Here is a 24433-nt window from a genome sequence, read left to right on the forward strand (position 1 = left end):
GTGCCCCGCTTCAGCGTCATCCTTCCCTGTTTCAAGGTGCAGGGCTTCCTGCGCGAGTGCCTCGACTCGGTCCTGGACCAGTCCTTCCGGGACATCGAGGTCATCGCCGTCGACGACTGCTCGCCCGACGGCTCGGGCGCGATCCTGGACGAGTACGCCGCCCGCGACGACCGGCTGCGCGTGCTGCACCTGGAGGAGAACGTCGGCCTCGGCCGGGCCCGCAACGCCGGGCTGCCGCTCGCCACCGGCGACTACCTCTTCTTCCTCGACAGCGACGACACCCTCACCCCGGGCGCGCTGCGCGCCATGGCCGACCGGCTCGCGGAGACGGCCGACCCCGAGGTTCTGGTCTTCGACTACGCGCGCACCTACTGGTGGGGCGGCACCCGGCGCAACGCCCTGGCCCGGGTGCTGGCCGAGGCCGGGGAGGACACGTTCACGGCCGCCGGTCACCCCGAGATCCTCGACCTGCTGATGGTGGTGTGGAACAAGGTCTACCGGCGCGACTTCGTCGAGCGCGAGGGCTTCACCTTCCCGCCCGGCTACTACGAGGACACGCCCTGGACGTTCCCGGTGATGTTCAGCGCGGAGCGGATCGCCACGCTGGACCGCATCTGCCTGAACTACCGGCAGCGGCGGCAGGGCAACATCCTGTCCACCACCAGCCGCAAGCACTTCGACGTGCACGCGCAGTACGAGCGGGTCTTCGCCTTCCTGGACGCCCGACCGGAACTGGCCCGCTGGCGGCCGTTCCTGCACGCCAAGATGGGCGAGCACTGCCTGGACATCCTGTCCAAGCCGGACCGGCTGCCGCCCTCCGACAAGGCCGAGTTCTTCCGGCGCACCGCCGAGATGTTCCGCGCGTACCGGCCCGAGGGCGCCGAGGTCCCGGCCGAGCTGCGGGTGCTGGCGGGCGGCGCGCTCGGCTACCCGGCCTACCGGCTGCGGCGGCGGTCCGGGCAGGCGGCCCGGGAGCTGGAGCGCCGGGCTCGGCAGGCGGGGGGCGCGGTCGCCGGACGGCTGCGCGGGGCCGGCAGCGCGGTGCGCACGCGACGCCCGCTGGACCCTGACCTGGCGGTGTACTCGGCGTTCTCGCACCGGGGCGTGCTGGGCGACCCCGCGGCGATCCACCGCGAGGCGCGCGAACTCGCCCCGCACGTGCGCGGGGTGTGGGTGGTGCGCGACGAGGAGACGGCGGCGCTGCTGCCGCCGGACACCGAGCACGTGGTCCTGGGCAGCGCCGGCTACCGGCGGGTGACCGAGCGGGCGACGTTCTTCGTCAACAACGTCAACTGGCCCGGTGCCGTGACCAAGCGCCCGGGCAGCGTCCACATCCACACCCACCAGGGCACCCCGCTGAAGTACATGGGCGTCGACCTGCTGGGCCGGCCGGGCGCCCGGCACGGCCTGGACGTGCCGCAGATGCTGCGCCGGGCCGACCGCTGGGACTACAGCCTGGTCGCCGGCCGGTACGCGGAGCGGGTGTGGGAGCGGGCGTACCCGTGCCACTTCACGTCCGTGCCCAGCGGCAGCCCGCGCAACGACGTGCTGGTGAACGCGGGTCCGGACGACGGCCGCCGGGTGCGTGAGCGGCTGGGCGTCCCGGACGGCCACACCGTGGTGCTCTACGCGCCGACCCGGCGCGAGTACCGCCGGGGCGGGCTCGTCGACCGCCTCGACCCGGCCCGGCTCGCCGCGGACCTCGGCGAGGGCCACACCCTGGTGGTCCGGCTGCACCCGTCGCTGGCCACCGGACCGGCCCGCGGCATGGGCCTGTCGGAGCTGCACCGGCGGGGCGTCCTGGTCGACGCGACGGACGAACCGCACGTGGAGGAGCTGATGCTCGCCTCCGACCTGCTGATCACCGACTACTCCGCCCTGCTGTTCGACTACGCCCTGCTGGACCGGCCGATCGTGATCCACGCCGACGACTGGCGCGCGTACGAGGCGAGCCGCGGCGCCTACTTCGACATCACCGAGGAGGCACCCGGGCACGTGTCGCGCTCGTACCGGGAGCTGGCCTGGCTGCTGGCGTCCGGGGCGTGGCGGGACGAGGAGGCGGCGCGGCTGCGGTCGGCGTTCCGGGCCCGGTACTGCGAGTACGAGGACGGCCGGGCCGCCGAGCGGGTGGTGCGGACGCTGCTGCTGGGCGAGCCGATGCCCGGCCCGGAGCCGTCCGGCGTCCCCGGCGCCCGTTCGGTCGCCGCCGGACACGACCTGCTCGCCTCCTCGTGAGACCGCGGCTGTGGGTGCTGGTCCTGGCCGCCGTGTTCGCCGCGCTGCAACTGGCGAACATCACCGGCCGGGACACCCCCGACACCAAGAACTACCTGGCGTACGCGCTGAGTCTCAGCGGTGAGGGCAAGCGCGGGGTGGCGACGGCCACGATCGACTACGTGTGCGCGAGCCGGGCCGAGCGGGCCCGCCGGGACCAGAGCGTGCACGTGGTCCGACTCCACCGGCCCGACCCCGCCGACCAGGTGGCGGCCGAGTGCCGCGAGCAGGAGTGGGGGGTGGTGGAGCCGCAGCTGGCGGCGGGCCGGACCGGCGGGCACACCCTGCCGTACATGCCGGACCGCTTCATGCGGATCTTCGAGGTGCGGCCCGGCTACCCGCTGTTCCTGGTGCCGTTCGTGGCGGTCCTCGGGGTGACCTGGGGCCTGTGGGCGGCGGGCGTCGTCATCGCGTGCGCGGGCGGGGTACTGGCCTTCCTGATCCTGCGCGCGCTGTCGGTGCCGGTGCCGCTCGCGCTGGGCGGGCAGGCGCTGTACTACGCGCTGCCGTGCGGGACGACCGCGATGCGCCCGATGACCGAGGGGCTGCTGATGGCGCTGACCCTGGCGGCGGTCTGGGGCTGTGCGCTGATGCTGCGGGCGGGACGGACGCGGGCGGGGCTCGCCCTGGTGGCCGGGTCGCTGGCGGCGCTGTTCACGGTCAAGCACTCCCAGTCGCTGTTCCTCGGGCTGTGCCTGGCGGCGGCGGGCGCGCTGATCGCGTTGCGCCGCCGACGGGGCGGCCGGTCGCCCCGGGACGTGCTCGCGCTCGCGGCGGTGGGGCTGGCCGGGGCCGTCGGCACGCTGGTGCTGGCGCGGCTGCTGCACTATCCGTCGGTGTCGGACAGCGTCCAGGATCTGCTCACCGACCACTTCGCGCGGCCCGACCGGGAGCGTCCGTGGCCGGAGTTCTGGCAGCTGCAGGGCAACTTCTGGGTGGAGTGGCTGCGACGGCAGGCGTGGCAGCCGCTGTTCGTCGCGGCGCTGGCCGCCGGGGCGTGGGGCGCGCTGCGGCGCGGGGGCGCGGTCGGCGGGTTCCTGGTCGCGGCAGCGTGCACCGGGATCCTCACCCAGGCCGGGCATCCGGACATCAACATCTGGGGCGAGCGGCTGATCGTGCTGGCCTGGCTGCTGCCCGTGGTGGGCATCCCACTGCTGCTGGAGCCCGTGGTGCGGGGTGGCAGGGTGCCGCTGCCCGCGCAGGGGGCGGCCGACCCGGTCCGGGCGGTCGGCTGAGCGTCACCCGTTGAGGTGACTTGGGTTCAGGGCGGCGACCCCGCCGGGAACATACGCCCAATGTCCCGAATGTCCCACCCTCTGATCCCTTCGTGAGCGCCGACGTCCTCGTCCGGCGGCCGGTACGCGGCGCTACGGCGCTGCGCGGTGGCCGCGGATGGCGCCCCACCCCGTACCAGGTCGCCGGTTTCCTGTTCCTCCTGGTGATGTCGCTGGCGTACTGGGCGGTGCCGCTCTGCTGCGACGCGGGCCAGCACGCGGCGGTCGTGGAGCGCCTGAAGGCCGACCTCCTGGCCCCCCGGCACCCGATGGCCGACCTGCCCGGCGCGGGCAGCGCGTACTACTCGCCGTACGCCCTCGCCCAGGGCGTGTTCGCGCGGCTGACCGGGCTGGGCGGCTGGGAGGTGGTGCGGCTCGCCGGGCCGCTGAACCTGCTGGTGCTGCTGACCGGCCTGAACCGGTTCGTACGGGTGCTGAGCCCGCGGCCGTGGGCGCCGGTCCTGGCGCTGGGCGCGATGACGCTGCTGTGGGGCACCGAGCGGGCCTGGTGGAGCGGCTACCTCGGGCTGATGTCGATGACGGGCAACCTCGGCTACCCGTCGACGTGCGCGATCGGGCTCACCTTCTGGGCCTGGGCGCTGACCGGGGCGCGGGCGAGGGACGAGCGCCGGGTGCGGTACGTGGGGCCGAGCGGCCTGCGCGGACTGCCCGGGTACGCGGGGCTCGGCGCCCTGTACGGGCTGGTCCTCCTGATCCACCCCATCACCTCGGTGGCGGCGGCGCTGGGCGCGGTGGCGCTGGTGGCCGGGTGGCAGCGCGGATGGCGCGGCCCGGTCGTGGGGCGCTGGGCGCTGACGGGCGCGGTGGCGGTGGCGTCGGCGGCACTGTGGCCGTACTTCGACGTGTTCGCGCTGGCCGGCGACGACAGCGTGGACGCGCTGCACCGGGTGCTGTACCTGGACCTGCCCGGCGAGTTCTGGCTGGGGCTGCTCGGGCTTCCGGCGCTGTGGGCGCGCGGACGCCGGTCGGCCCGGGACCCGCTGGTGCTGATGTGCGCGCTGGACTGCGCGGTGGTGGCGTACGGCTGGTGCAGCGGGCACTACACCTACGGCCGGATCCTCGGGCTCTCGCTGGTGCCGGCGCAGTTCGCGCTGGCGGTGGAGCTGGCGGCACCCCGGCCGTGGGGGCGGTGGCGCAGGGCGCTGGGCGGGATGGCGGCCGCGGGTGCCGCGCTGGGGTTCCTCACGGTCCACGCGGGGGCGGTGGTGCCGCGGGCGCTGGACCCGGTCGGCTTCGAGCAGCCGCCGGACTGGCCGGAGTACGCGTGGGCGGCCCGGCACATCGGCCCCGGCGAGGTCGTGATCACCGACGGCTACTACGCCGGGCACGCCATCGCCGGATACGGGCCCAATCTCGCGGCCCCCGCCTGGCCGGACCCCTCGCTGGACGAACGGGAGCGCGGGCGGCGGGTGGCCGACATCCGGGCGTACCTCGCGCCCGGTTCGAGCCGCGCCGAGCGCGCCGCCGTCGTCCGCCGCTACGACGTCCGCTGGCTGCTGCTGACCCGCTGGCATCCGGTGCCCGAGGAGGCGGTCGTGGTGGCGTGGAGCGGGCGCACCGGCGAGGTCCTGGCGCGGGTCGGGTGAGCGGCCCCCGCCGGCCGGACTACTCGATGACCAGCTCGACCGGGATGTTGCCCCGGGTGGCGTTGGAGTAGGGGCACACCTGGTGGGCCTGCTCGACGAGCTTGCGGCCGGTCTCCTGGTCGAGGCCCTCGGGCAGCTCGACCCGCAGCGTGACGGCGAGCGCGAAGCCCTCACCCTGCTTGCCGATACCGACCTCGGCGGTCACGGCGGCCTCGCTGACGTCGACCTTCGCCCGTCGGCCGACGACGCCCAGGGCACTGCCGAAGCAGGCGGCGTACCCGGCGGCGAACAGCTGCTCGGGGTTGGTGCCCTTGCCGTCGCCGCCCATCTCGACGGGGGCGCCGAGCGCGAGGTCGAGCTTGCCGTCGGAGCTGACGGCGCGGCCCTCGCGGCCGTGGGTGGCGGTGGCGGCGGCGGTGTAGAGCGCGTCCATGGGAAACCCGTCCCTCTCAGTGGGGTGCGTCGCACGTGGCGACCTCTGACGCCGACAAGTAGAGCACGCAACTTGAATGCGCGCAACTAAATTGCGCGCAACTTAATGACGTCCGGTCGGCTACTCTGGGGGGCATGACCACGCCCGCGACCGACTGGCTCCGCCTGGACCAGCAGATCTGCTTCTCCCTGAACGCCGCGTCCCGCGCCTTCGGTGGCGTCTACCGCGTGGTCCTCAAGGACCTGGGCCTCACCTACCCGCAGTACCTGGTGCTGCTGGTGCTGTGGGAGCACGGCGAACTCCCCGTGAAGAGGCTCGGCGAGCACCTCCGCCTCGACTCCGGCACGCTCTCGCCGCTGCTCAAGCGGCTGGAGGCGGCCGGTCTGGTCCGGCGGGAGCGCAGCGCGCGCGACGAGCGGTCGGTGGAGGTGCGGCTGACCGGGGAGGGCGTCGCGCTGCGCGAGCGGGCCGCCGAGGTGCCGCGCCGGATCGCCGCGGCGACGGGGCTGGACGTGACCGAGGTCCAGGACCTGCGCGACCGTCTCGACCGGCTCACCTCCGCCCTGGACGCGTACGGCACCGATCCGGCCCCGGCGCCGTCCTGAGGGGTGCGGGCGCCCGCGGGTCCCCGATGACGGATCATGTCCACACAGGACCACTGTCCACCCAGGACCACTCACGAAGGGGACGGCCGCACATGACCTGGCTGATCACCGGCGGCGCCGGATACATCGGGGCGCACGTCGTACGGGCGATGACCGAGGCGGGCGAGAAGGCGGTGGTGTACGACGACCTGTCCACCGGCATCGCCGACCGCGTGCCCGACGGCGTCCCGCTGGTGGTGGGCTCGGTCCTGGACGGCGAACGGATCGCCCGCGCCCTCGCCGACCACTCCGTCACCGGCGTCGTGCACCTGGCCGCGAAGAAGCAGGTCGGCGAGTCGGTGGACCTGCCGCTGCACTACTACCGGGAGAACGTCGAGGGCCTGCGCGTCCTGCTGGACGCGGTCACGGCGGCCGAGGTCCCGTCCTTCGTCTTCTCCTCCTCCGCCGCCGTGTACGGCATGCCGGACGTCGACCTGGTGACGGAGGAGACGCCGTGCGCGCCCATGTCGCCGTACGGCGAGACCAAGCTGGCCGGCGAGTGGCTGGTCCGCGCCACCGGCAAGGCGACGGGCCTGGCCACCGCCTCCCTCCGCTACTTCAACGTCGCGGGCGCGGCGAGCCCCGAGCTGGCCGACACCGGTGTCTACAACCTCGTCCCGATGGTCTTCGAGAAGCTGACCGAGGGCGCCGCCCCGCGCGTCTTCGGCGACGACTACGCGACGCCGGACGGCACCTGCGTCCGCGACTACATCCACGTCGTCGACCTGGCCGAGGCCCACGTCGCCGCGGCCCGCGCCCTCCAGTCCTCGCCGGGCCGCACCCTCACCCTCAACATCGGCCGGGGCGAGGGCGTCTCCGTCCGCGAGATGATCGACCACATCAACGCCCTCACCGGCTACGACCACCCTCCGACGGTCACCCCCCGCCGCCCCGGCGACCCGGCCCGCGTCGTCGCCTCGGCCGACCGCGCCGCCGTCGAACTGGACTGGAAGGCCAAGTACGACGTCGAGGAAATGATCACGTCGGCGTGGTCGGGCTGGGTACGGCTGCATCCGGAGGCGGCGCGGGACTAGGAGACGCACGGGGGGCCAGTCATGACCGCGTACGACCTGCTGCTCATCGGCGGTGGCTCCGGCGTCGGCAAGAGCACCGTCGGGTGGGAGATGTCCGCGCTGCTGCGAGAGGCCGCGACCGCGCACTGTCTGATCGAGGGGGACGGCATGGACCAGATCCATCCCGCCCCCGAAGGGGACCCGCACCGCACGGCGGTCACGGAGCGGAACATCGCGGCGGTGTGGGCGAACTACGCGGCGCTCGGACAGCGCCGGCTGATCTACACCAACACCGTGAGCATCCTCGAGGCGCCGATGATCGGGCGGGCCATGGGCGGGGGCGAGGTGCGGGTGACCCACGTGCTGCTGACCGCCGGCGAAGCCACCGTGCGGCGGCGGCTCGCCCTGCGGGAGACCGGTTCGCAGCTCGGCGTCCACATCGAGCGGAGCCTGCGTATGGCCCGGCGGCTGTCCGACGAGGCTCCCGCCGGGACGGTCAGGGTGGCTACGGACGGCCGGACGGTGCCGGACGTCGCGGCCGAGGTGCTCCGGGCCGCCGCCTGGTGAATGCGGCGGGTCACAGGGGCTGGACGAATTCCGCCCGCCACTGGGGGGACGGGTCCGAGCCCAGCTCCGTCCAGTACTCCCGGCCGCCGGTGATCCGGCCGTCGCGGACCGTCCAGAGCGACACGACCCGGTGGACGCCCATCGTGTCGTGCGGGACCTCCACCTCGGAGACGACGGTCTCGCCGCCCCCGTCCGCCACGACGCGCATGACGTGGATGGACCAGCCCTCCGGGTACTCCGCGTTGACGGCCACGAAGTCCGCGCGGCCCACGATGCGCTCGGCGCTGACCGGCCACTCCACTACCAGGTCGTCGGCCAGCAGGGCGCCGAGACCCACCCAGTCACGGGCCTGCATGCGCGCCCAGAACTCCTGCACGACCGCCATAGGTTCCATACCCGCATCCTCGCAAGCACCACTGACAGTGCGGTGATGCCGCGACCCCGCCTCAGAGCGCCCGCAGCCCCGCCGCCGTGGCCCGGGCCAGCGCGGCCAGGTGGCCCTTCGGCAGCTTCGGGCTGCGGATGACCACCGAGCGCCAGTACAGCGGGCCCGAGATCAGGTCGAGGGCCAGGTCGGTGTCGAGACCGGCGGCCAGCTCACCGCGTTCCGTCGCCGCCGCGAGGATCTTGCTGGCGACGCCGTCCTGACCCTCCCGCAGGGTCTTCCGCAGCACCTCGGCGATCTCGGGATTGCGGGCCGCCTCCGCCTGGAGGTCGGGGATGATCTGCGAGGCCACCGGGTGGCGCAGGGCACGGGACGTCACCTCGTACAGGAGCCGCAGGTCACCCTCCAGCGAACCCGTGTCGGGCGCGGGCAGGCCCTGCACGGCCAGCGCCGAGACGACGTCGAGCACCAGGTGCAGCTTGGAGCGCCAGCGCCGGTAGACGGCGGTCTTGCCCACCCCCGCGCGGCGCGCGATCCCCTCGATGGACATCCGCGCGTAGCCGACCGCCGCGAGCTCCTCGAAGACCGCCGCCCGGATCGCCTCCGTCACGTCCTCGCGGAGCACGGCCGCCCCGGCGGGGGCCCGGCGGCGGCGCGGGCGCGGCTGGGGCTCGTCGGCGGCGTCGGTCGTCATGCGGGACAGCATAGGGCGTAGCGACGAAACGGTTGCGTTCCGACGTCAGCACGCCGTACGCTCCCGTTACGACGATACGGTCCCGTCCCGACGTGAATGAACGCCTCCCGACACCCGGGTGAACGACGGGAATCGCTTCCACCCCCCGAGCGAAAGCAGCGCGGAGTGAGCCAGGTCCTCGACACACCGCCCCCGACAGCGGCCCCGCCCGCCCCCGCCGACCACGACCTCGGGGCCCTCGCCGCCCGGCACGGTCTGACGGTCAGCGGCGCCCGTCCCTCCCTGCCCGAGTACGTCCGCCAGCTGTGGGCCCGCCGGCACTTCATCGGCGCCTTCTCCACCGCCAAGCTCACCGCCCAGTACAGCCAGGCCAAGCTGGGCCAGGTCTGGCAGGTGATGACGCCGCTGCTCAACGCGGCGGTGTACTACTTCATCTTCGGCATGCTGATGAACACCAGCCGCGGGGTGGAGGACTTCGTCCCGTTCCTGGTCACCGGCGTGTTCGTGTGGACCTTCACCCAGAGTTCGATCATGGCGGGCACCCGGGCCATATCCGGCAACCTCGGCCTCGTCCGCGCCCTGCACTTCCCGCGGGCCGCGCTGCCGGTCTCCTTCTGCCTCCAGCAGCTCCAGCAGCTGATGTTCTCGATGGGCGCCCTCGTGGTGATCCTGCTCGCGTTCGGCGTCCCGCCCGGCCCCTCCTGGCTGCTGGCGATCCCGGCGCTGGTGCTCCAGTTCGTGTTCAACGCGGGCGTGGCGCTGGTCATGGCCCGGGTGGGCTCCAAGATCCCGGACATGGCCCAGCTGATGCCCTTCCTGCTGCGCACCTGGATGTACGCCTCGGGCGTCATGTTCAGCATCCACCACATGACCGGCCCCGACAGCGACCTGCCGTCCTGGGTCGGCCCGCTGCTCCAGGTCAACCCGGCCGTCGTCTACATCGACCTGATGCGGTTCGCCCTGATCGACAGCTTCGGCGGGGACATGCTGCCGAACCACGTGTGGGCGATGGCCCTGGGCTGGGCCCTGGTCGCCGGGATCGGCGGCTTCATCTACTTCTGGAAGGCCGAGGAGACCTACGGTCGTGGCTGACAACACCCCTGCCGAGCGCGTTCCCACCGTCGTCGTCGACGGCGTCGACATCGTCTACCGGGTCAACGGCACCGGGGCGGGCCGCGGCTCCGCGACCGCCGCCCTCAACCGCATCCTGCGCCGCAAGAAGAGCGAGAAGGCCTCGGGCGTGCGCCGGGTGCACGCGGTGAAGAAGGTGTCCTTCGTGGCGTACCGGGGCGAGGCGATCGGCCTGATCGGCACCAACGGCTCCGGCAAGTCGACGCTGCTCAAGGCGGTCGCCGGGCTGCTCCCGGTGGAGAACGGCCGCATCTACACCGACGGCCAGCCCTCGCTGCTCGGCGTGAACGCCGCCCTGATGAACGACCTCACCGGCGAGCGCAACGTGTACCTCGGCGGCCTGGCGATGGGCATGTCCCGCGCGCAGATCAAGGAGCGCTACCAGGACATCGTCGACTTCTCCGGGATCAACGACAAGGGCGACTTCATCACCCTGCCGATGCGCACGTACTCCTCCGGGATGTCCGCCCGCCTGCGCTTCTCCATCGCCGCGGCCAAGGACCACGACGTCCTGCTGGTCGACGAGGCCCTGGCCACCGGCGACCGCTCCTTCCAGAAGCGTTCCGAGGAGCGCATCCGGGAGCTGCGCAAGCACGCCGGCACGGTCTTCCTGGTCAGCCACAGCAACAAGTCCATCCGCGACACCTGCGACCGGGTGCTGTGGCTGGAGCGCGGCGAGCTGCGGATGGACGGGCCCACGGAGGAGGTCCTGAAGGAGTACGAGAAGTTCACCGGCGGCCCGGACAAGGCGGCGAAGCCGAAGGCCGCACCCAAGGCAGCGCCCAAGACGAAGGTCCCCGCCTGACGGCGCCCTTCCCCCGTGAGGCGTACTCTCGATTAACCCTTTTGCCTGTTTGATGCCACCATGTCCGAATAGACGCGACCCCAAGGAGTGCGCAGGGAGCGACCGAGGCTAAGGAGCCCCAGCGATGCCCGAGACCCCCGACCTCAGCGTCGTCGTCCACGGCCCCAACGTCCAGGACCACCTGCCCGCACTCCTCGACTCCCTGGCCGCCCACCCCCTCACCGGCGTCGAAGTGATCGTCGCCGCCGTCGGGGACTGGGCCAGGGAGACGGCCGAGGGCCACACCCCCGCGTTCACCGTGCTCCCCCTCCCCGACGGCGCCCGCGACTCCGCGGCCCGCGCGGCGGGGGCGGCGCGGGCGCAGGGCCGGTGGCTGCACTTCGTCCACGCCAAGGACGGGCTGCCCCCCGGCGCACCGCGCACCGTCGCCCAGCACGCCGCGGACCTCCCCGACACGGTGGACGTCCTGCTGTTCGACCACGTCCGCAGCACCTGGCGGGCCTCCGGTCTGCCCTCCCCCGACGGCCCCCGCCTCGCCCGCGCCGGACACGCCGACCTCGCCCTGGACGACCGCGCGGCGCTGCTCGGGCTGACCCCGCTGCTCGGAAACCGCGCCGTGCGCGCCGGCTTCTGGCGGGCGCACGAGCGCCTCCTCACCACCGACGACGAGCCGTTCGCCGCCCTCGTCGCCCTGCTGCTCGCCGACCGCGTCGCCTGCCTGCCCCAGCCGGCGTTCGAGGACCGCCGGCTGCGCGCCGAGAGCCTCCCACCGGTCACGCCGGAGCAGCGGTACGCCCTGGTCGACCGCTACGAGACGCTGCTCGGCCTCGCCGCCGACCGCCCGGCCGTCCGCGGCACCCTGTACGACCTGATGGTCCGCGACTGCCTGCGCACCTTCGCCCGCGCCGGAATGCCGGACGACGTGGCGCGGGAGTTCTTCCGCCGGGCGTCGTCGGCCGCCCGGCGCCTGCGCCCCGACGGCCACCGGAGCCCGTCCGGGCTCGAAGGCGTACGCCGGTCGCTGCTGATCGACGGCGCGTACACGAAGTACCGCGCCCTCCAGGCCGCCAACCACACGCGCCGCAGGGTGCGGTCGGCGGTGCGCACCGGCGGGCGCCTGGCCGGCGACCGGGTGCGCTCCCTCCAGTACCGCAGGGCACTGGCCCGCCCGATCGACCCGCACCTCGCCGTCTTCTCGGCCTACTGGGCCCGCGGCGTGGCCTGCAACCCGGCCGCGATAGCCGCCGAGCTGGCCGAACTCGCCCCGAACGTCCACCCGGTGTGGGTGGTCACGGCGGCGAACGCGGCGCTGCTGCCGCCCGGCACCGACCACGTCGTCCCCGGCACCCGCCGCTACTGGGAGGTGCTGGCCCGCGCCAAGTACCTCGTCAACAACGTCAACTTCCCGGACTCGGTGGTCAAACGCCCCGGCACCGTCCACCTCCAGACCCACCACGGCACCCCGCTCAAGCGCATGGGCCTGGACCAGATGCCGTACCCCGCCGCCGCCCGGGGCCTGGACTTCCCGGCGCTGCTGGAGCGCGTCGACCGGTGGGACTACAGCGTCTCCGCCAACGGCCACACGACCCGCATGTGGCAACGGGCCTACCCGTCCCGCCACGTCTCCCTCGACCACGGCTATCCGCGCAACGACGTCTACTACACGGCCGGCGCCGCCGAGGTCCGCGCGGTCCGCGAGCGCCTGGGCATCCCGCCCGGCCGCAGGGCGATCCTCTACGCGCCCACCCACCGCGACTACGAGGCGGGCTGGACCCCGCGCCTCGACCTCGCGGCACTGGCGGCCGACCTCGGCGAGGAAACGGTCCTGCTGGTCCGCGCCCACTACTTCTACGAGGGCGCGTCCACCCCGTCCGCCCCGCTGGCCGGCCTGCGCCGCACCGGCCGCCTCATCGACGTCTCCTCCTACGAACCCGTCGAGGAACTGTGCCTGGCCGCCGACGCGCTGGTCACGGACTACTCGTCGATCATGTTCGACTACGCCAACCTGGACCGCCCGATCGTCATCCACGCCGACGACTGGGAGACGTACCGCACCACCCGCGGCGTCTACTTCGACCTGATGGCCGAGGCACCCGGCCCGGTCGCCCGCGGCCAGGCCGAACTGACGGAGATCCTCACCACCGACGCCTGGCACGACGAGCGCGCGGCCAAGGCACGGACCGCCTTCCGGCGCCGGTTCTGCGAGTACGACGACGGCCGCGCCGCCGAACGCGTCGTCCGCCGGGTCTTCCTCGGCCAGGACGAACGCACGCTGCCCCCGGTCCTGCCGATCGAGGAGCGCACCCCGGCGCCGAGCCCCGAGGAGGCCAACGCGTCATGAGAGCCGCCACCAGAGCCGCCACGAGTCCCGCCACCGCCCCGGCCGCGGGCCTGCCGTCCGCGCCCTCGTCCGCGGAGGCCCCGGACGTCACCGTCACGGTCATCGTCTACAACGACGCCGAGCGCCTCCCGCGCGCGGTCGCGTCCGTGCTGCGCCAGACCCACGCGAACATCGAGGTCGTCATCAGCGACGACCACTCGACCGACGCGACCCCCGAGGTGGCCCGCGCGCTGGCGGCCCGCGACCCGCGCGTCGTGTACCTGCGCCTGCCGGAGAACAGCGGCGGGTGCAGCGTGCCGCGCAACCGCGCCCTGGAGATCGCGCGGGCGCCGTACCTGATGTTCCTGGACAGCGACGACGAACTCCCCGAGCGCGCCGTCGAGACCCTGCTCGCCGCCCACCTCGAACGTGACCTCGACTTCGCGATGGGCGCGGTACACCGGATACGCGTGGACGGCGGACGCCGCACCACCTGGATGCCGCACCTGGTCGCCGAACGCCGCACCCTGGACGGCATCGAGGCCGATCCGCGGCTGCTCTTCGAACACCTGTCGACCAGCAAGATGTACGCCCGCGCCTTCCTCGACCGGCACGGCCTGCGCTTCCCCGAGGGCATCCACTACGAGGACCAGCTCTTCTCGGCGCAGGCGTACTGCCTGGCCAGGACGTTCACCGTCGTCCCCGAACCGGTCTACCGCTGGTACGTCGCCCCGTACGCCGCCTCCGAGACGGCCTCCATCTCCAACCAGCGGCACCTGCTCAGCAACGTCCGCGACCGCGTCCACGTCCAGCGCCTCATCGACGCGTTCCTGACCGGGAGCGGCCACGAGTCACTGCGCGAGGACAAGGATTTCAAGTTCCTCAAGCACGACTTCCGCATGTACGCCGGCGACCTCCCGTACCGGGACGACGCCTGGCTCGCGTCCTTCGCCGACCTCGTGACGCCCTACCTCGACACGCTCGCCGAGGGCGCCTACGCGCGCCTGCCCCGCGCCGAACGGGTGGTCCTGCGACTGCTCCGCGACCGGCGCCTGTCCGACGTACGCGTGGCGGCGCGGGGCCTCGGTCACGCCGTCGCCCCGCGCCGGGTGACGCCGGACGAGGAGAGCGGCCGGACCTACTGGGGCGAGGAGGTCCCGGGGTCGGCCGAGGCCCGCCACGAGCTGGACCTGACGGACCTGGAGCTGGACACCCGCCCGTTCTTCACCGCCCTGCTCCGGCACGAGATCACGGACCTCGCGCGCGGCCCCGGTGCGTCGATCGACCTCACGGTCCGCACCTACGACCCCGCGCTGCGCCTCCCGGTCGGCCCGCAGCGTGCCACCCTGCACCTCTCACCGGGCCACCGGCGCCTGACGGTCCCCTTCCGCCTCTCCCCGGTCCGCCCCGGCGTCTTCGAGGGCCGCGTCCGCCTCGACCTCGCGGCGGCCCGCCTCCCCCTGCACGGCTTCGAGGGGCTGCGCCACCCCGTACTCCGGCTGCGCCACGAGGGCCGCGTCCACACCGGCATCCTCCTGGCCCCGCTGCACTTCCCGGCCCTCACCGCCCGCGTCCCGTACCACGCCGGCACCACCCCCCACCGGGTCACGGTGGGACCGGAGGGCCACAACCCGGGCCGCCTCCAGGTCCACTGGCAGCCGGTGGGCACCACGGCGACCATCCTCCACCCGGCCGCCCGCCACCTCTCCACCCCCCGAACCCGCCGAGCGGCCCGCCTCGCGGCAAACATCCTCCACTGACCCCCGAGCCGGCGGGCAGTCGTACCGCGCTCAGGTGCGGGCAGTGCCGCTGGGGCGGCACGGGTGGGCGCAGCGGCACCCCGCCACGCCGGGCCGCGACACCCACCCCCGCCCAGCCCGCACGCCGGTCACCGGTCACCCGGTCAGCTCACGCCCGCACCCACACCCACTCACCGTCACTGCACCACCGCGTACAACACCCACCCATCCGGCCCCCGCCGAACCACCCGCAACCCCTCATCGCCCCGAACCCCGACCCCCCTGTCAACAACCCACCGCACGCCGTACTCCCGCTCGATCCCCCTCCGCACACTCCCCGACACCCCCTCCACCCCCTCCGAGAAATACCTCCGCACCGCCCCCACCCGCTCCCCCTCGTCATCGAGGAAGAAGTCGGTGTACCCCGGCGCCACCGTGTACGCCCCGGTCGCCGGAATCCGCCGGGACGGAAACTCCCTCGCCATGACCACGTCCCCGTACCCCACCCACCGCGTGATCCAGCCGAACCCCTCCCACGGCTCCCGGTACTTCTCCGCCACCACCCCCGGCAACGCCCCTGGCCCGACCGCGTACCCCAGCACCCCCACCTGCCCCCAGACCCCCACCACCAGCGCCACCCCCAACACCCCCGCCCACACCCACCGCACCGCCCGCCGCCCGGACTCCCCCACCTCCACCGCCACCGCGAGCTGCGCCGGAATCACCGCCGCGGGCAGCACCCGCCCCCACGACCAGTGCCCGGTCACCCCGCCCGCCACGACCACCACCAGCCCCAGCGCGAAGAACAGCACCAGCACGTCCCGCCGGTCCCGCCGCCACCGCACCACCAGCGCGGCCACCCCCACCAGCACCAGCCAGTACCGCGCCCACAGGTCCCGGTACAGCGACCGGTGCACCTCGTCCATCCCGTCCCCGGCGCCGAAGAGCGCGAAGAAGTCGTAGTACGGCCAGACCCCCAGCACGACCACCCCCAGCGCCAGCGCCCCCGCCACCCGCGCCCACACCCGTCGCCCGGCATGCCGCGTCCCGACCACGACGGCTAGCGCGCCCAACGACGCGACGATCCCGGAGTACTGATGGACCAGCAGGATCACGGCCCACAGCACCCCGCACCCCAGCCAGCTCCCCCACCCGTCCGCCCGTGCGAGCCACGCCCACAGGTGAAACGCCAGCCCGAGGGCGAACACACTCGGGTACGCCACCGTCAACGCGAGGGAGTGCAGCCCGAGGAAGCCGCTCCAGCTGAACTCGGTCGTCCCCCACAGCAGCACCAGGCACAGCAGCGCCAGCGGGGGCACCACCGGGCGCGCACTCAGCGTGCGGGCGTACCGCCACACCCCCGTGACCAGCACCGCGAGGGCCACCACCGCCCCGATCCGCAGCACGGTGAAGACGGAGAACCCGCTCACCCCGGCCACCCAGCCCAGCGGCACCGTCCACGGCGTGTAGTACGGGCTCGGCGTGTCCGCGTCGACCAGCGGGTTGCCGGGGTGGAGGAGGTCGTGCCGCAGGCGTTCGAGAGTGGCGGCGTGCATGCCCAGGTCACCGATCCAGGGCAGCCGGACCACCACCAGGACCAGCAGCAGGAGGACGAGGGCCGCCCCCGCTCGCGGCAGCGCGGTGCGCGTCAATGCGGAACGCCCGGTCACGCGATCACTTTATCCGCACAAGGCGCCTGAATAGGACATGAACCAGGCATAAAGGCGCCCCGAGCCATCAAGACCCGGGGCGCCCGCCAAGCCCTGTTCGGGCGGCTACGCCGTCACGCGTGCGTACGCAGTAGCGTCCGCATCGTCCGCATCGCCACCGAGAGGTTGGACAGGTCGAACGCGTCCGAACCCTGGATCTCCTCCAGCGTGGTCCGCGCCCGGCCGAGGATCGCCGCGTTCTTCTGCTCCCACGCCTTGAACCGCTGCTCCGGCGTGGACGTGCCGTTGCCCGCCGCCAGGACGTCGGCGGTGAGCGAGGCGTGGGCCGCGTACAGGTCCTCGCGGATCGCCGCGCGGGCCATGGACTGCCAGCGGTCGGTGCGGGGCAGATCGCTGATCCGGTCCATCAGCTGGGTGACACCCAGCCGGTCGGCGAGGTCGTAGTACACATCGGCGACCTCCAGCGGCTCCTTGCCCATGCGGTCGGCCACCGACACGATGTCCAGCGTCGGGAAGGCCGAGGAGAACCCGGCCACCCGGGTGGCCGCCTCGTCCGGGACGCCGGCGTCGGTCAGCTCGTCGAAGATGCGCTGGTACCACTCCGCGTCGGCGCCGCGCAGCAGCTTCGGCAGCTGCGACCAGACCTGCTCGACGCGCTCGGCGAAGAACTCCACCGTCTCGGCCAGCTCCAGCGGCTGCGGCCGGTTGTTGAGCAGCCAGCGGGTGCCGCGCTCGACCAGGCGGCGCGAGTGCAGCCGGATCCGGGTCTGCACCGCGGCGTCGACCTTGGTGTCCAGGGCCTCCACCGCGTCCCACACCGGGGCGGAGCGGAAGATCGCCCGGGCCGCGGTCTGCGCCCGCACGATCTCCTCCAGCGACGCGCCGGTCTCCTCGCGCATCCGGTGCAGGTACGTCGTACCGCCCGTGTTGACCGTGTCGTTGACCAGGACGGTCGTCGTGATCTCCCGGCGCAGCGGGTGGCTGTCGATCCGCTCGAGGAACTGCTCGCGCAGCGCCGTCGGGAAGTAGGCGTGCAGCAGGCCCTTGAGGTACGGGTCGTCGGGCAGCGAGGTGTGCAGCAGCTCCTCGGCGACCGTGATCTTCGTGTACGCCAGCAGCACGGCCGTCTCCGGGCCGGTCAGGCCCTGGCCGCTCTGGAGGCGCTCGCGGATCTGGCGGTCGGTGGGCAGGAACTCCAGCGCCCGGTCGAGACGCCCGTCCCGGACCAGGTGGCGCATGAAGCGCTGCTGGGCGTGGAGCATGTCGTTGGACTGGGCGAGCGCGTTGGCGATCGCCGTGTTCTGCGCGTAGTTGTTGCGCAGGACCAGCGTGCCGACCTCGTCGGTCATCTGGGCGAGCAGCTTGTTGCGCTGCTTGACCGTCATGTCACCGTCCTTGACCAGGCCGGTGAGCAGGATCTTGATGTTCACCTCGTGGTCGGAGGTGTCCACGCCCGCGCTGTTGTCGATGGCGTCGGTGTTGATCTTGCCGCCGGTGCGGGCGAACTCGATCCGGCCCAGCTGGGTCAGGCCCAGGTTGCCGCCCTCGCCGACGACCTGGGCGCGCAGGTCGCCGCCGTCGACGCGGATGGCGTCGTTGGCCTTGTCGCCGACGTCCGCGTTGGACTCCGTGGAGGCCTTGACGTAGGTGCCGATGCCGCCGTTCCACAGCAGGTCCACCGGGGCCGAGAGGATCGCCTTCATCAGGTCGGCCGGGGTCATCTTGGTGACGCGGGCCTCGATGCCGAGGGCCTCGCGCAGGTGCGCGTTGACCGGGATCGACTTGGCGGTGCGCGGGAAGATGCCGCCGCCGGCCGAGAGCAGCGCGGTGTCGTAGTCCTCCCACGACGAGCGCGGCAGGTCGAACAGGCGGCGGCGCTCGGCGTACGAGGTGGCCGCGTCCGGGTTCGGGTCGATGAAGATGTGCCGGTGGTCGAAGGCCGCGACCAGGCGGATGTGCTCGCTGAGCAGCATGCCGTTGCCGAACACGTCGCCGGACATGTCACCGATGCCGACGACCGTGAAGTCCTGGGTCTGGGTGTCCACGCCCAGCTCCAGGAAGTGCCGCTTGACGGACTCCCAGGCGCCGCGGGCGGTGATGCCCATGCCCTTGTGGTCGTAGCCCGCGGAGCCGCCGGAGGCGAAGGCGTCGCCGAGCCAGAAGTTGTAGGACTCGGCGACCTCGTTGGCGATGTCCGAGAACTTCGCGGTGCCCTTGTCGGCGGCGACGACGAGGTAGGTGTCGTCCTCGTCGTGCCGGACGACGTCCGCGGGGTGCACGACCTCGCCGGCCACCATGTTGTCGGTGATGTCGAGGAGCGCCGAGATGAAGGTCTTGTAGCTGGCGATGCCCTCGGCCATCCAGGCGTCGCGGTCGACGGCCGGGTCGGGCAGCTGCTTGGCGACGAAGCCGCCCTTGGCGCCGACCGGCACGATGACGGTGTTCTTCACCATCTGCGCCTTGACCAGGCCGAGGATCTCGGTGCGGAAGTCCTCCCGGCGGTCCGACCAGCGCAGACCGCCACGCGCGACCTTGCCGAACCGCAGGTGCACACCCTCGACGCGCGGCGAGTACACCCAGATCTCGAACGCCGGGCGCGGCGCGGGCAGGTCGGGGATGGCCTGCGGGTCGAACTTCATGGAGACGTAGTCGTGCGGCTTGCCGCCCGCCGCCTCCTGGAAGAAGTTGGTCCGCAGCGTCGCCTTGATCACGGTGAGGAAGGACCGCAGGATCCGGTCCTCGTCGAGGCTCGCCACCTGGTCGAGGGCCGCGTCGACCTCTTCGAGCAGGGCGTCGACGATCTCCCGCCCGGCGCGCTGGCGCTCGGGGGCCATCCGCGCCTCGAAAAGGGAGATGAGCAGCCGCGTGGTGTGGACGTTGTTGCGGAGGGTGTCCTCCATGTAGTCCTGGCTGAACGTGGAGCCCGCCTGCCGCAGGTACTTGGCGTACGCCCGCAGCACCATGGCCTGGCGCCAGGTCAGTCCGGCGCTGAGCACGAGGGCGTTGAAGCCGTCGTTCTCCGCCTGGGCGTTCCAGGTGGCGGCGAAGGCGTCCTGGAAGCGCTCGCGGGCGTCGTCGCCGAGGTAGTCGGCGCCGCCGGCCACCGACTTCGGCATCCGCAGGCCGAAGTCGTAGATCCAGGCCGTCGTGCGGTCGGCGCAGCGCAGCTCGTAGGGCCGCTCGTCGGTCACCTCGACGCCGAGCCGGCTGAGCACCGGAAGGACGGCGGACAGGGAGACCGTGCCGCCCTTCTGGTAGATCTTGAAACGCCGTTCCTCCGGGCCGGCGCCGACCGGCTCGTAGAGGCTCAGCGCGAAGGTGTTCTGCTCGTCGAGGCGCTCCAGGTGGCCGAGGTCGGCGACCGCGGAACGCGGGCCGTGGTCGGCCTTGTAGCCCTCGGGGAAGGCACCCCCGTAGTGCCGCAGCAGCTCGGCGGCGCGCTCCTCGCCGACCTCGGCGGTCAGCGCCTCGCCGAATCCGTCGGCCCAGGACCGGGCGGCCTCGACCAGGCGGGCCTCGATGCGCTCCTTGTCGGCGTCGGAGAGCTGCGGCAGCTCGGTGCCCTGCGGGACCCGGACCACGAAGTGCAGCCGGGACAGGATCGACTCGGTGTTCCAGGCGGTGAAGTCGACGCTGGTGCCGCCCAGCTCCTCCTTGAGGATGTCGATGATCCGCAGCCGGACGCCGGTGGTGTAGCGGTCGCGCGGGAGGTAGACGAGCGCCGAGTAGTAACGGCCGTATTCGTCCTGGCGCAGGTAGAGCCGCAGGCGGCGGCGCTCCTGGAGGTAGAGCACCGAGGTGACGATCGGCTCCAGCTCCTCGACGGGCATCTGGAACATCTCGTCGCGCGGGTACGTCTCCAGGATCTGGAGCAGGTCCCGGCCGTCGTGGCTGTTGGGTGAGAACCCGGCGCGCTCCAGCACCTCCTCCACCTTGCGCCGCACGACCGGCACCCGGCGGACGGACTCGGTGTACGCGGCGGAGGAGAACAGACCGAGGAAGCGCCGCTCACCGACGACGTCACCGTTCGCGTCGAACTTCTTGACGCCGACGTAGTCCAGGTACGAGGGCCGGTGCACGGTGGCCCGGCTGTTCGCCTTGGTCAGCACCAGCAGCCGGTGCTCGCGCGCCTTGGCCCGGGCGTCGGCCGGGAGCCGCTCGAACGAGGGGCTGACGGGGTGGCTCTCGTCGGTCTCGTGGTGCGGGTCGGAGCGCAGGATGCCCAGGCCGGTACCGGCGACGGCGCCGAGGGAGTCGTCCTCGCGCAGCTCGTACTCGCGGTACCCGAGGAAGGTGAAGTGGTCGTCGGCCAGCCAGCGCAGCAGCTCGCGGGCCTCCTCCACCTCGCGCGGGGGCAGGTCGCCGGGGGTGTGCTCGGCGGGCAGCTCCTCCGCGATGCGGACGGCCGCGTCCCGCATCTTGCCCCAGTCCTCGACGGTCTCGCGGACGTCGTTGAGGACGCGCAGCAGGTCGGCGGTGATCTGCTTGAGGTCGCCGCGGTCGGTCTCGCGGTCGAACTCGACGTGGATCCAGGACTCGACGTGCGCGTCGTGCGGGAGGTCGGCGGTGGGCCGGCCGTCGAGCACCTCCACGAGCTTGCCGGCGACATCGCGGCGCACCACGATCTGCGGGTGGACGACGACGTGGATGCCGCGGCCCTGACGGGTCAGCTCGTTGGTCACGGAGTCGACGAGGAAGGGCATGTCGTCGGTGACCACCTCGACGACGGAGTGGCTGCACGTCCAGCCGTTCTCCTCGACCGTCGGGGTGTGCACCCGCACGTTCGCCGTGCCCTGCGGGCGGTTCTCGGCCAGCCGGTAGTGCGAGACGGCGCCGCCGAAGACGTCGACCGGGTCGCGGTCGGCCAGGTCCTCCGGAGCGGTGTGCCGGTAGTAACGCCGGAGGAACGCGAACACGGATGCGTGGTCCGGGGCCGGGATGCCCGGGGTCCCCTTGTCCGTCGTCCCAGTCGGTAGGTGCCCCCCGACCGGGCTGTTCTCAGCTACCCGCGCAGCCCTTTCGAGCAGCTCGGCCTTGGCTTCGTCCAGCTTGGTCTGCATTGTCCTCTGGCTCCTGTCGCGCGCCGTTGCGTGACGTAGAAGGAAGTACGGTCTCCTGCCTTCCGGCACGACGTCGAGACGCGGGGTGTCCGGTCTGCTCCGACGCTATGCCGCAAGATGAGAGGAGCGGGGGCATATCGGCCAATGTCGCCGCACCGACCGGGTGTGACATCGCTCTCGCCGTCACCGTCCGGGGTGTGCGCGGCGCCGTGCGGGGAGCCTGCGGCGCCCCGTCCCGCTCGCGAGGACCAGCGACCGCCGCCCGGACACGGATGTGGTCCGTGCGTACCGGGCGCGGGGCAGGGGCACCTGTGCCCCCGCGAACTATCGCGCTGATCACGCCACCAGGCTATCGCCCCCGACGGGCGCCTCGTCACGAGCCGCATATGTACAAAACCATGCCCGAAACTTGGACGTTCCGCACAGCTGCGCACGCGGGCCCGACGGCGGCCACGGACTCACGCGGCCAGCCGCTCCGCCTCCGCCACGGCCTCCGCCAGCGTGTCGACCACGGGCACCCCGACGCCCTCCAGGCTGGCCCGGCTGTGCGATCCCCCGGTGTACAGCACCGCCCCCGCGCCCACGTACCGCGCGGCGACCGCGTCGTCGGCGGCGTCCCCGATCACGACCGTCCGGGCGGGCTTCACCCCGGAGACGGCGAGCTCCTCGAGGTGCCGCACCATGTGCTCCGCCTTGCTGCCCCCGGACGGCCCGGTCCGCCCGTCGACCCGTATGAAGTGCGCCTCGATCCCGAGCCCCTGGACCAGGGGGACCAGCTCCTCGTGGCCGTACATGCTCAGGATCGACTGGCTCCGCCCCGCCGTGCCCCAGCCCGCGAGCAGTTCGGCCGCCCCCTCGGTGAGCCCGCACGCCGCCCGGTGCCGGGTGTAGTGCCGGTGGAAGGTGGCGTCCATGACCGCCCACTCGGCCTCCGTGGGCAGGCGGCCCAGCAGCCGCTCGTAGAACTTCGGCACGGGCACGCAGTACAGCGCCCGGTACTGCTCCATCGTGATCGGCGTCATGCCCAGCTCGGCGAAGGCGGCGTTCGTCGCCCCGATGATCGCGTCGTTGTCGTGGAACAGCGTCCCGTTCCAGTCCCAGACGATGTGCGCCCCTGTCTGCATCCCCATGCCCGAAAAAGTACCCGCCGCCACTGACAATCGGCAGGCCGCCGTGTCAGCGCCCGGGTTCCAGCAGGGCGGGGATCTCCTGCGTGGCGTACCAGAGCAGTTCGTGGTCCTCGGCGCCCTCCACCACGGACCGGGCGTCGTCGTCCCCGGCGTCCGCCGCCGCGAGGGCCCGGGCCGCGGCGGTCACGTCCGCCTCCGCGTCGCCGGAGTCGACGTGCACCGAGGCCACCTTGGCCAGCGGCAACGGCCCGGCCACCCGCACCGCGCCGTCGGGCGCCCGGTCCGGGTCGGCCGAGACCGCGCCGTCGGGTACGTCGACGGCGACCACGACCCGGTGCCACTGGGCACCCGGGGCGGCCGCGAGCAGTCGCAGTGAGGCCTGGGCGGCCCGGCCCAGGGCGGCGTACTCCAGCTCCTCGACGTCGTCCGACCGGTACCACTCGCGCAGCGCCGGCGTGACGGCGTGGGCGGGGAGCGGCCCGGCCCCCAGCTCTCCCGCCCGGTGCGCCTCGGCGAGGCCGGACAGGGTCAGGGGGACGTAGACGCGCATGAGACCGCCGCTTTCGGGTCGGGGACTTCGGGCCCGCGGAGCCCTGGTGGAGCCCCGGTGGAGCCCCGGTGGAGCCCCGGAGGGGTCTTCAGGATACGGCCGGGTGTCCCCTTTCGAGTTCCCACCCGTGACGCCCAGGGCGTCCACCCCCGGCCCGGAATTCACCCGCCCCGCCCGCTCCGCACCGGGCCTCGGCACGGGCCCGGTCACTCTGATAGGTGAACCTTGCGACCCCCGCGGCACGGCCACCCGCCTCCTTGCCGTGCGGTGCCCCGACCCCGTACAAGATCCTCAACCACTAAGTTACTGCCCGGTATCACCCGGGCCACCGCCGAACGGGGACCTCCATGCGCAAGGTCATGACCAGGACTCAGCTCCCTCCCAGCAGCCCTCCCCCGCCCACCCCCGAAGCCCTGCCCGACCCCGGAGCCGCGACCCGGGCCCCCGGTGGCCTCCCGCCCCGCCGGCCCGGCGGGCGGCCCGTGCGCAGCGCGCCCTCCGGCGGGCGCCCGCCGGGCTCCCCCGGCCGGTCCTCACGGGGCCGCACCAGGCCCGCGGACACCCGCCCGCCCACGGCGGGACAGGGCCCCGGCCGGGCGCCCGGAACGGCGCCGCTCCAGCCGGGCGCCCACCGGCTCGCTCCCGATGCCACGACGCCTCGCGCGACACGGCCGCTCCCGCCCCTCACCCGACCGTCCGCCGCGCCCCGCGTCCCCGCCCAGACCCCGCGCCGCCCCGTCCCGCAGGTGCGCCCCACGGACCGCTTCGCCGAGCTTCTCCTCCATGTGCTCAGCGGCCGGCGCCCCGTCCACTCGATGCTCCGCCACACCGTCGGCCACGCCTACGACGACCTGGCCCACCTCGCCGAGCGCGGCCCCCTGCGTACGCGCGGCGCCCTCCCCGTCGTCCGGGACATCGGCTACTTCGAGCCCCGGCCGGGCGCCCTGGAGGTCTTCGCCCGCATCGGCGCGGGGGACCAGCTGCGCGCGATGGCCTTCCGGCTGGAACGGGGACAGGACCTGCGCTGGCGCTGCACCGCGGTGGAGCTGGGCGGCCCCCGCAGGCCGCACGCCGACGACGACTGACAACCGACGACTCCGCAGGCGACCGTCCACTGCCCGCCGCCCCGCCCGCGCC

At 73.2% G+C, this 24433-nt stretch carries 18 protein-coding genes; 11 read left to right on the forward strand and 7 right to left on the reverse strand.

Features of this window, described 5'->3' with window-relative positions; all coding sequences use genetic code 11:
• The 3 genes from OIE75_RS14380 to OIE75_RS14390 all read left to right on the forward strand — a co-directional run bounded on the left by OIE75_RS14380 (nt 1) and on the right by OIE75_RS14390 (nt 5155).
• Entirely contained in the window at nt 1–2235 is a 2235-nt protein-coding gene (locus OIE75_RS14380; protein ID WP_307012586.1) for a bifunctional glycosyltransferase/CDP-glycerol:glycerophosphate glycerophosphotransferase, read from the forward strand.
• Complete coding sequence (locus tag OIE75_RS14385) at nt 2232–3509, forward strand: hypothetical protein (protein WP_307012587.1); 1278 nt, start codon at nt 2232–2234, stop codon at nt 3507–3509. The genes OIE75_RS14380 and OIE75_RS14385 overlap by 4 nt, the downstream gene beginning before the upstream one ends.
• Before the next feature lie 92 nt (nt 3510–3601).
• Entirely contained in the window at nt 3602–5155 is a 1554-nt protein-coding gene (locus OIE75_RS14390) for a hypothetical protein (RefSeq protein WP_329471129.1), read from the forward strand.
• 19 nt (nt 5156–5174) lie between these two features.
• Here the strand turns inward: OIE75_RS14390 and OIE75_RS14395 are convergent, their stop codons facing one another.
• The gene (locus tag OIE75_RS14395; RefSeq protein WP_307012590.1) at nt 5175–5588 is read right to left on the reverse strand and encodes an organic hydroperoxide resistance protein; all 414 of its coding nucleotides are present in this window, start codon (nt 5586–5588) and stop codon (nt 5175–5177) included.
• Nucleotides 5589–5722: 134 nt separating this feature from the next.
• On the opposite strand from OIE75_RS14395, the gene OIE75_RS14400 reads away from it, so the two are divergent.
• The 3 genes from OIE75_RS14400 (at nt 5723) to OIE75_RS14410 (ending at nt 7812) form a co-directional block, all read left to right on the forward strand.
• On the forward strand, nt 5723–6193 hold the full coding sequence (locus OIE75_RS14400; protein ID WP_307012592.1) for a MarR family winged helix-turn-helix transcriptional regulator: 471 nt from the start codon (nt 5723–5725) through the stop codon (nt 6191–6193).
• A gap of 92 nt (nt 6194–6285) precedes the next feature.
• Nucleotides 6286–7266, forward strand: a complete 981-nt coding sequence (gene galE / locus OIE75_RS14405; protein WP_329471130.1) for a UDP-glucose 4-epimerase GalE — start codon at nt 6286–6288, stop codon at nt 7264–7266.
• A gap of 21 nt (nt 7267–7287) precedes the next feature.
• Nucleotides 7288–7812, forward strand: a complete 525-nt coding sequence (locus tag OIE75_RS14410; protein WP_329471131.1) for a hypothetical protein — start codon at nt 7288–7290, stop codon at nt 7810–7812.
• Between the two features lie 10 nt (nt 7813–7822).
• Here OIE75_RS14410 and OIE75_RS14415 read toward each other — a convergent pair whose 3' ends face one another.
• Nucleotides 7823–8206: a nuclear transport factor 2 family protein gene (locus OIE75_RS14415; protein ID WP_307012598.1), complete on the reverse strand. Its 384-nt coding sequence runs from the start codon at nt 8204–8206 to the stop codon at nt 7823–7825.
• 52 nt (nt 8207–8258) lie between these two features.
• The gene (locus OIE75_RS14420; protein ID WP_307012600.1) at nt 8259–8891 is read right to left on the reverse strand and encodes a TetR/AcrR family transcriptional regulator; all 633 of its coding nucleotides are present in this window, start codon (nt 8889–8891) and stop codon (nt 8259–8261) included.
• A 165-nt stretch (nt 8892–9056) separates the two neighbouring features.
• On the opposite strand from OIE75_RS14420, the gene OIE75_RS14425 reads away from it, so the two are divergent.
• The 4 genes from OIE75_RS14425 to OIE75_RS14440 all read left to right on the forward strand — a co-directional run bounded on the left by OIE75_RS14425 (nt 9057) and on the right by OIE75_RS14440 (nt 14907).
• The gene (locus OIE75_RS14425) at nt 9057–9983 is read left to right on the forward strand and encodes an ABC transporter permease (protein WP_307012601.1); all 927 of its coding nucleotides are present in this window, start codon (nt 9057–9059) and stop codon (nt 9981–9983) included.
• Entirely contained in the window at nt 9976–10827 is an 852-nt protein-coding gene (locus tag OIE75_RS14430; RefSeq protein WP_307012604.1) for an ABC transporter ATP-binding protein, read from the forward strand. Before OIE75_RS14425 ends, OIE75_RS14430 begins: the two co-directional genes overlap by 8 nt.
• A gap of 124 nt (nt 10828–10951) precedes the next feature.
• Nucleotides 10952–13168, forward strand: a complete 2217-nt coding sequence (locus OIE75_RS14435) for a CDP-glycerol glycerophosphotransferase family protein (protein WP_329471132.1) — start codon at nt 10952–10954, stop codon at nt 13166–13168.
• A complete protein-coding gene (locus OIE75_RS14440) occupies nt 13165–14907 on the forward strand; it encodes a glycosyltransferase family 2 protein (protein ID WP_329471133.1) in 1743 nt (580 codons plus the stop codon). The genes OIE75_RS14435 and OIE75_RS14440 overlap by 4 nt, the downstream gene beginning before the upstream one ends.
• A gap of 176 nt (nt 14908–15083) precedes the next feature.
• On the opposite strand, the gene OIE75_RS14445 is transcribed toward OIE75_RS14440, so the two are convergent.
• The 4 genes from OIE75_RS14445 to OIE75_RS14460 all read right to left on the reverse strand — a co-directional run bounded on the left by OIE75_RS14445 (nt 15084) and on the right by OIE75_RS14460 (nt 23296).
• On the reverse strand, nt 15084–16556 hold the full coding sequence (locus OIE75_RS14445; protein ID WP_329471134.1) for a hypothetical protein: 1473 nt from the start codon (nt 16554–16556) through the stop codon (nt 15084–15086).
• 113 nt (nt 16557–16669) lie between these two features.
• The gene (locus tag OIE75_RS14450; RefSeq protein WP_329471135.1) at nt 16670–21616 is read right to left on the reverse strand and encodes an NAD-glutamate dehydrogenase; all 4947 of its coding nucleotides are present in this window, start codon (nt 21614–21616) and stop codon (nt 16670–16672) included.
• 458 nt (nt 21617–22074) lie between these two features.
• Nucleotides 22075–22746 carry an HAD family hydrolase gene (locus OIE75_RS14455; protein WP_307012613.1) on the reverse strand — a complete coding sequence of 224 codons (672 nt, stop codon included), beginning with the start codon at nt 22744–22746 and terminating at the stop codon, nt 22075–22077.
• A gap of 46 nt (nt 22747–22792) precedes the next feature.
• Entirely contained in the window at nt 22793–23296 is a 504-nt protein-coding gene (locus OIE75_RS14460; protein WP_329471136.1) for a DUF6912 family protein, read from the reverse strand.
• A 347-nt stretch (nt 23297–23643) separates the two neighbouring features.
• Between OIE75_RS14460 and OIE75_RS14465 the strand changes: the two genes are divergently transcribed.
• Nucleotides 23644–24381: an Rv3235 family protein gene (locus OIE75_RS14465; protein ID WP_443078356.1), complete on the forward strand. Its 738-nt coding sequence runs from the start codon at nt 23644–23646 to the stop codon at nt 24379–24381.
• The last annotated feature ends 52 nt before the right edge of the window (nt 24382–24433 follow it).

Origin of the sequence: Streptomyces sp. NBC_01723, assembly GCF_036246005.1 — a bacterium.
Lineage (GTDB): Bacteria > Actinomycetota > Actinomycetes > Streptomycetales > Streptomycetaceae > Streptomyces.